The 6,111-nt window shown below is 70.7% G+C and carries 8 protein-coding genes and 1 pseudogene; 3 read left to right on the plus strand and 6 right to left on the minus strand.

Translation table 11 applies throughout. The features are described 5' to 3' along the window. The first annotated feature begins 245 nt into the window (after nt 1-245). Together AB0903_RS31885 and AB0903_RS31890 are read left to right on the plus strand one after the other, a co-directional pair. The gene (locus AB0903_RS31885; protein WP_366708229.1) at nt 246-1,196 is read left to right on the plus strand and encodes a cytochrome c oxidase assembly protein; all 951 of its coding nucleotides are present in this window, start codon (nt 246-248) and stop codon (nt 1,194-1,196) included. Between the two features lie 93 nt (nt 1,197-1,289). Beyond that, entirely contained in the window at nt 1,290-1,448 is a 159-nt protein-coding gene (locus tag AB0903_RS31890) for a hypothetical protein (RefSeq protein ID WP_366708230.1), read from the plus strand. A gap of 31 nt (nt 1,449-1,479) precedes the next feature. On the opposite strand, the gene AB0903_RS31895 is transcribed toward AB0903_RS31890, so the two are convergent. Next, nucleotides 1,480-1,953 (minus strand): SSI family serine proteinase inhibitor, encoded by a 474-nt coding sequence (locus AB0903_RS31895; protein WP_366708231.1) that lies wholly within the window; start codon nt 1,951-1,953, stop codon nt 1,480-1,482. Nucleotides 1,954-2,241: 288 nt separating this feature from the next. Here AB0903_RS31895 and AB0903_RS31900 point away from each other — a divergent pair, with 288 nt between their 5' ends. Further along, nucleotides 2,242-2,454: a DUF6381 family protein gene (locus tag AB0903_RS31900; protein WP_366708232.1), complete on the plus strand. Its 213-nt coding sequence runs from the start codon at nt 2,242-2,244 to the stop codon at nt 2,452-2,454. 165 nt (nt 2,455-2,619) lie between these two features. On the opposite strand, the gene AB0903_RS31905 is transcribed toward AB0903_RS31900, so the two are convergent. The 5 genes and pseudogenes from AB0903_RS31905 to AB0903_RS31925 form a co-directional block, all read right to left on the minus strand. Beyond that, nucleotides 2,620-2,970: a PRC-barrel domain containing protein gene (locus tag AB0903_RS31905; protein ID WP_366708233.1), complete on the minus strand. Its 351-nt coding sequence runs from the start codon at nt 2,968-2,970 to the stop codon at nt 2,620-2,622. A 125-nt stretch (nt 2,971-3,095) separates the two neighbouring features. Next, nucleotides 3,096-3,785: a class F sortase gene (locus AB0903_RS31910; RefSeq protein ID WP_366708234.1), complete on the minus strand. Its 690-nt coding sequence runs from the start codon at nt 3,783-3,785 to the stop codon at nt 3,096-3,098. A 145-nt stretch (nt 3,786-3,930) separates the two neighbouring features. Next, nucleotides 3,931-4,875, minus strand: coding sequence for a nucleoside hydrolase (locus AB0903_RS31915; RefSeq protein WP_366708253.1), 945 nt, complete (start codon nt 4,873-4,875; stop codon nt 3,931-3,933). Between the two features lie 45 nt (nt 4,876-4,920). Next, nucleotides 4,921-5,553 carry a class F sortase gene (locus AB0903_RS31920; RefSeq protein ID WP_366708254.1) on the minus strand — a complete coding sequence of 211 codons (633 nt, stop codon included), beginning with the start codon at nt 5,551-5,553 and terminating at the stop codon, nt 4,921-4,923. Between the two features lie 180 nt (nt 5,554-5,733). Next, nucleotides 5,734-6,111, minus strand: a pseudogene (locus AB0903_RS31925) (hypothetical protein); the annotation flags it as partial.

The raw sequence follows: 6,111 nt of genomic DNA on the forward strand, positions 1-6,111 counted from the left end.
GCACCGACATCACGATGGTGCCCCTCGCCGAGGCCACCAGGACACTGAAGACCGTACCCGTGGACCGGTACGACGAGGCAGAGACGGTCCTCTGACCCGCCCGCGGGTCCGCACGGATCCGTACGAACCGCCCCCGGTCGCAGCTGCGGCCGGGGGCGGTTCTACTCTGGTGCGAGCAAGCGGACAACCCGCGCGAATCGCCGGTACGGATCGGCGCGGATCAGGCAGCCCCCGGGAGTAGACAGATGGATCACAGCGGGCACGGCATGACGATGGATCTGCCGCCGTTCACGCTGGGGCGGGGCCTGGAATTCTCACCGGACGCCTTCTTCCTCGTCGGCTGCCTCCTCGCCCTCGGCCTGTACGGCTGGGGTGTGGTGCGACTGCGCCGCCGCGGCGACGACTGGCCGGTGAGCCGCACCGTGTGGTTCACCGCCGGTGTGCTGAGCGTCGCGCTGATGATGTGCACCAAGCTGAACGACTACGGCATGGTCATGTTCAGCGTGCACATGGTGCAGCACATGGTGGTCAGCATGCTGTCGCCGATCCTGCTGCTGCTGGGCGCGCCGATCACGCTGGCGCTGCGCGCCCTGCCGGTCGCGTTCCGGGGCCGCAAGGGGCCGCGCGAGGTGCTGCTGATGCTGCTGCACAGCCGCTACATGCGCATCGTCACGCACCCGGCGTTCACCATCCCGCTGTTCATCGCGAGCCTGTACGGGCTGTACTTCACGCCGCTGTTCGACTTCCTGATGGGCTCGAAGCCCGGGCACATCGCGATGATGGTCCACTTCCTCGCGGTCGGCCTGGTGTTCTTCTGGCCGATCATGGGCGTGGACCCGGGGCCGCACCGGCCGGGTTACGTGATGCGGATGCTGGAGCTCTTCGCCGGGATGCCGTTCCACGCCTTCTTCGGCATCGCGCTGATGATGGCCTCCGAGCCGATGGTGCGCGCGTACCGCGATCCGCCGGCCTCGCTCGGGATCGACGCGCTCTCCGACCAGAACGCGGCGGGCGGTATCGCCTGGGCGTTCAGTGAGATCCCGTCCGTGCTGGTACTGATCGCGCTGGTCTTCCAGTGGTACCGCTCCGACCAGCGGCTGGCCAAGCGCAGGGACCGGGCGGCGGACCGGGACGGCGACAAGGAGCTCGAGGCGTACAACGCGTATCTCGCCTCGCTCCAGGCCCGCGGCGGGTAGCCGCCGGCTGCTTGTCACCGGGCGGTAGCGCCGGGGACCGTGCAGGGGTGACGATGGTTCCCGACGGCCCCCCGCCGTCGAAGGAGGGCGCTCATGTCCGGTTCCACGAAGACGATGGGAGTGCTGACCGTCGCGACCCTGGTGGCCGTGACTGCGTACACGGCGGCACTCGGCAGCAACGGCTGGCTCTGGTTCGGCTGGGTGGTGCTCGGGATGGTGACGATCGGAGTGGTCGCCTCCAAGGGCAGCTGAGGCCGGCCGCGGCCCGTACGCCCCGCGCCGCTCAGAAGCGGAAGACCGCTCCGGTCTCGACGGCGAGTTCGCAGGCGTTGGCGAAGGTCTTGTGCCATGCGGTCGGACGTCCCCGCCAGGCGCCGGTGGCACTGACCGTGACCGGGTCGAATGCGTGCGTGCACGGCTGCCGGTCCCCCGGGAGCCGGTCCAGGTCACCACCGGCGGTGTCCAGCGCGGCGCAGGCGGCCGCGGCTTCCGGATGGGGCCCCGCCGGTACGGGGCTGCAGTGCAGCAGCACGCCTCTGATCCAGGTGTTCTCGGCGCCCGACACGGTCAGGAACAGCCCGCGCTTCGGAGCCGCCTTGCCCGGCCGGTCGACGGCGTCGGACCGCTCGACGGCGGCGGTCTGCACGGTTCGGTCCGGCGAGGCCGGCACGTCCGGCGTGGGAGAGGCCGACGACGCCGCGGCGGGCACGGCGACGGCGAACAGGGCGGCGGCGGCAAGGGTGGCACTGCGGTACATCGGGCGCTCCTGGTGGGAGAAGGCCGGCTCTCGACCGGCGCGGGCGGGGCGAGGCATAGAGCACTCTCCGGCTGCGGCGCGGCGCAATGCGCCGCGCCGCCCCATCGCGCGTACGGGTGCGCCGCTTGGCCCGTACGGCGCCGCAGATCGCGTGCACCGCCGCCCACGTCCCGGTGCGCACATCGAGTGAGGTGTTTGCCCTGGTACGGCATGGGCAGTCGGGCCCTTGACGGGGGTCCGGACGCGTGCGCTTCGGGAAACAGACGCCACAGATGGCAGGAGGACGTCATGCACGAGCACGACGGTCATCGCATCCACGCGGAGCACGACCGCGACAAGGCGGAGCAGCTGTTCGACCAGGCCCGCCGAGCCGAGGACCCGGAGCAGTCGGAGCGGCTGAGGTACCGCGCCGAGCGGCTGCGGTCGCGCAGCGAGGCGGAGCTGCGCCGGGAGCCCGGCGCCGGCTACGGGGCGGACGACATGGAGGAGGGCCCGCAGTAGAGAGCGCCCCCAGGAGGCTCAGCCTCAGGAGAGCTGAGACACAGCCGAGCGCAGCAGAGAAGCGGACCGAGGTGCCCGGTCGGTCAGGGTCATCGGTCAGAGGTCATCGGTCAGGAGCCGGGCCCCGGGCCTGGGACCGTAACCGGCTCCCGGCCTGCCGAGCCGCTACATGTGGCGGTTGGCGTAGTGGCTCTCGATCTGCCGGATGTAGTCCGCGTCGTCCTCGTGCCTGCCGCTCTCGAAGGGTGGCGAGTCCTTGACCTCGGCCTTGGTACAGCCCACCCGGACGACTTCGGCTTCGGTGTCGATCTCCGAGACGAGCCCCGCGGGCAGCAGCACCCGCCGGCCGAGGATCCACGGCCCGGTGTCGACGACGAGGTACGAGCGGCCGACCTCCTCGGTGTGCTTGTCGACCTTCCCGATCGACCCGTCGGACGCCTCGACGGAGTACCCGACGAGCAGCGCGCCCGGTACGTAACGGGCGGTCTCCGGGTAGCCCCACATGTCGCCTGCCATCATCGCCTCCTCGTCCGCGCGGGATTCTTCCCGGCACACCGGCATCTTCCCGTCACACGTCTTCCTCTCGCACCGGCGCGGGTACCCGTGCAGCCGTCCCTGACACCGCAGCAGGCGCGCCGTCCTCACCCCTGGCGCGCCACCACCATGTGCGCGAAGACCACCACGTTCTCCTTGTAGTCCTTCGCCTTCTTGTCGTACTCACCGCCGCAGGTGATCAGGCGCAGTTGCGGGTCCGGGGTGTCCTTGTAGACCCGGTCGTCGGGAAAGTTCTCCTTACTGAAGCTCTCGACGGAGTCGACGGCGAAGGTGACGACCGACCCGTCCCCGCGCACCACGTCCACCAGCGTGCCGGGCCTGACGGAACCGAGATACAGGAACACACCGGGCCCGCTCTTCGTGTCGAGGTGCCCGGCGACGATCGCGGCGCCCGGCTCACCCGGTGTCACGCCCTCCCGGAACCAGCCGACGAGGTTGTTGTCGTTCGGCGGCGGCGAGTCGAGCCGTCCGGACGCACCGATGGACAGCGGCATGAACGGCGCGTCCACCGCGATGGACCGGATGATCAGGCGCGTCGGCTCTGCACGCGGGAGCGTCGTGCCCGCGCCGTGGGCCCGGGCCGTGGCGGCGGCGGGTGGCGGTGAGGCCGGGGCCGCGATCACGGGACCCGCCAAGGGCTTGGCGTCCGAGGGGGTGCCGACGGAGTTGTGGATGAGCAGGAGACCCAGCCCCACTGCGGCAAGTGGCCACAGCAGGGCACGCCCGAACGAACGCGTGCCGGGAGGCTCCTTCGACTGCTGCTTCTCCTGGACCATGGTGCGTACCTTTCACGGCGACGACATGGGAGCGACGTGATTCACCGTCGGCCTGTTCCCACCGCCCCATCACTCGGGACGGCGGCATACGGGCGACGCTGCGCGTGAGACGAGTGAGGTGGCGGCACGGCGAACTGACAACACGTCAGGATGCCTGCCTGCCGAGTGCGTCGACCGCCGCGACCACCCGGTCCCAGAAGCTCTCGACATCCAGCTCGACCGCGACCCGTGCGTTCACCGGACGGTCCGTGTACCGGTGCAGGTCCACCACGGTCGCCCCGCGCGTGTACCGCCCGTGCAGCTCGACGACCACGTTCGCCTCGACACAGCGCACGGTCCCGGGATCGATCACCCGGGCCACGGCGACCGGATCGTGCAGCGGAGGCGCGGCGAACCCCCACAGCCGGCGGTAGGCCGACGCGAAGTAGGTCAGCAACTCCACGCAGGTACGCGACAGTCCGGTGTCCAGGCGCTCGAGGCGGCCCAGCACCTCGGGCGTGGCGAGCGCCTGGTGAGTGACGTCGAGACCGCACATCGTGACAGGGAGTCCGCTGCCGAACACGATGCCCGCGGCCTCCGGGTCGACGTACATGTTGAACTCGGCGGCAGGTGTCGTGTTGCCCCGCCCGGCGGAGCCGCCCATGAGGACGATCTCGCGGATGTGCCGGGCGCTGTCGGGGTGGCGGGTCAGGAGCAGCGCCACATTGGTCAGCGGGCCGGTGGGCACGAGCGTGACCGGCTCCGCGTGCTCCGCCAGGATCCTGTGCATGAGGTCGACCGCATGCTCGGGCACGACGTCCACGGTCGGTTCCGGGAATCGCGGCCCGTCCAGGCCCGAGTCGCCGTGGACGTCCTCCGCGACCAGCAGCGGCTGGACGAGCGGCCGCGCGCAGCCCGCGGCGATCGGCACACCGGTGATGCCGGCGACGGTGCACACCCGGCGGGCGTTCAGGGTCGTCCGCTCGAGGGTCTGGTTCCCCGCCACGGTGGTGATCGCGAGCAGGTCGATCGCCGGGTCCGCGGCGGCCAGCATGATGGCAAGGGCGTCGTCGTGTCCGGGATCGCAGTCGAGCACGACGGGTACGGGCACGGTCACGGCGCTTTCCGATCACGGGGCGGACGGGACGGCGGAGCATCACTTCGGAGCATCGAGGTGGGCGAAGACGACAAGGTTCTCGGTGTAGTCCTTGGCCTTGCGGTCGTAGCTGCCGCTGCAGGTGATGAGCCGGACCTGGGCGTCCGGGGTGTCCGCATAGACCCGCTTGTCCGGGAAACCGTCCTTGTGGAAGCTCTGGACGGAGTCGACGACGAACGTCGCCGTCGTGCCGTCCTTTCGACGGACGTGGAAGCGGTGGCCCTTCTTGAGTTCGCTCAGCTCGGCGAAGACCGCCGGCGAGGTCAGGGTGTCGACGTGACCGGCGATGATGCTGGTGCCGAGTTCGCCCGGGGACACACCGGCAGCGAACCAGCCGACGAGGTTCACATCGTCCGCAGGCGGCGCGTCCAGCGCACCGGAGGATCCGATGGCCAGGTCGGTGAAGGGCGCGTCGACGCCGATCTGCGGAATGACCAGCCGTGTCGGGGCCGAGCGCGGCAGTGCCGGATGCGACGGCTTGGCAGCCTTCGCCTCCTTGGACGGCTTCGGCACGTCGGAGGGGCCGGCCACCGGCGCGGGCACGGCGGACCGGGGCGGGTCGCCGGCCTTGCCCGGCGCAGGGGCGGGTGGCGTCGCGATCGTGGCCACCAGAGTCAGCGCCAGCACGGCCATCGCCAGCGGCCACAGCAACCACGGCACCGCACGACGGGATGCGCCGGTGATCCGCAAGGCCCTCGACGCGTCGGTCCAACGAACAGTCATGCGATGAGTCCTTTACACCTTGCTGTCGAAGCTGCGGCCGCCGCCCGAGCCGGGCGGCGGCCGCAGTCACGTCACTGGGAGGGGGCGCGATCAGGCGGCGGTGCCGTTCGCGTTACGCCGGCGCAGCATGTAGGCACCGGCGCCGAGGCCGCCGAGGAGGACCAGGCTCCCCGCCGCCATGCCGCTGCCGGAGGAGGCCAGGCCACCGCCACCGGTGTGCATGCCGCCGCTGGGCTTCTCGCTCTTCCAGCCCTCCGACTTCTCCGACTTGCCCGACTCTTCCTTGTCCTTCTCCCAGTCGCCGTTGGTGACCGTGGCGAGCGCGCCACCGCCGGTGTGCATACCACCGTGCGGCTTACCGCCCTTGTCGTAGCCCTTGTCCTTGTCGTCCTTGTCCCAGTCCTTGTGGTCCTCCGACACCGAGGCCAGCGCGCCACCACCGGTGTGCATACCACCGTGCGGCTTACC

This window comes from Streptomyces sp. NPDC048389 (assembly GCF_040706335.1).
Classification (GTDB): domain Bacteria; phylum Actinomycetota; class Actinomycetes; order Streptomycetales; family Streptomycetaceae; genus Streptomyces.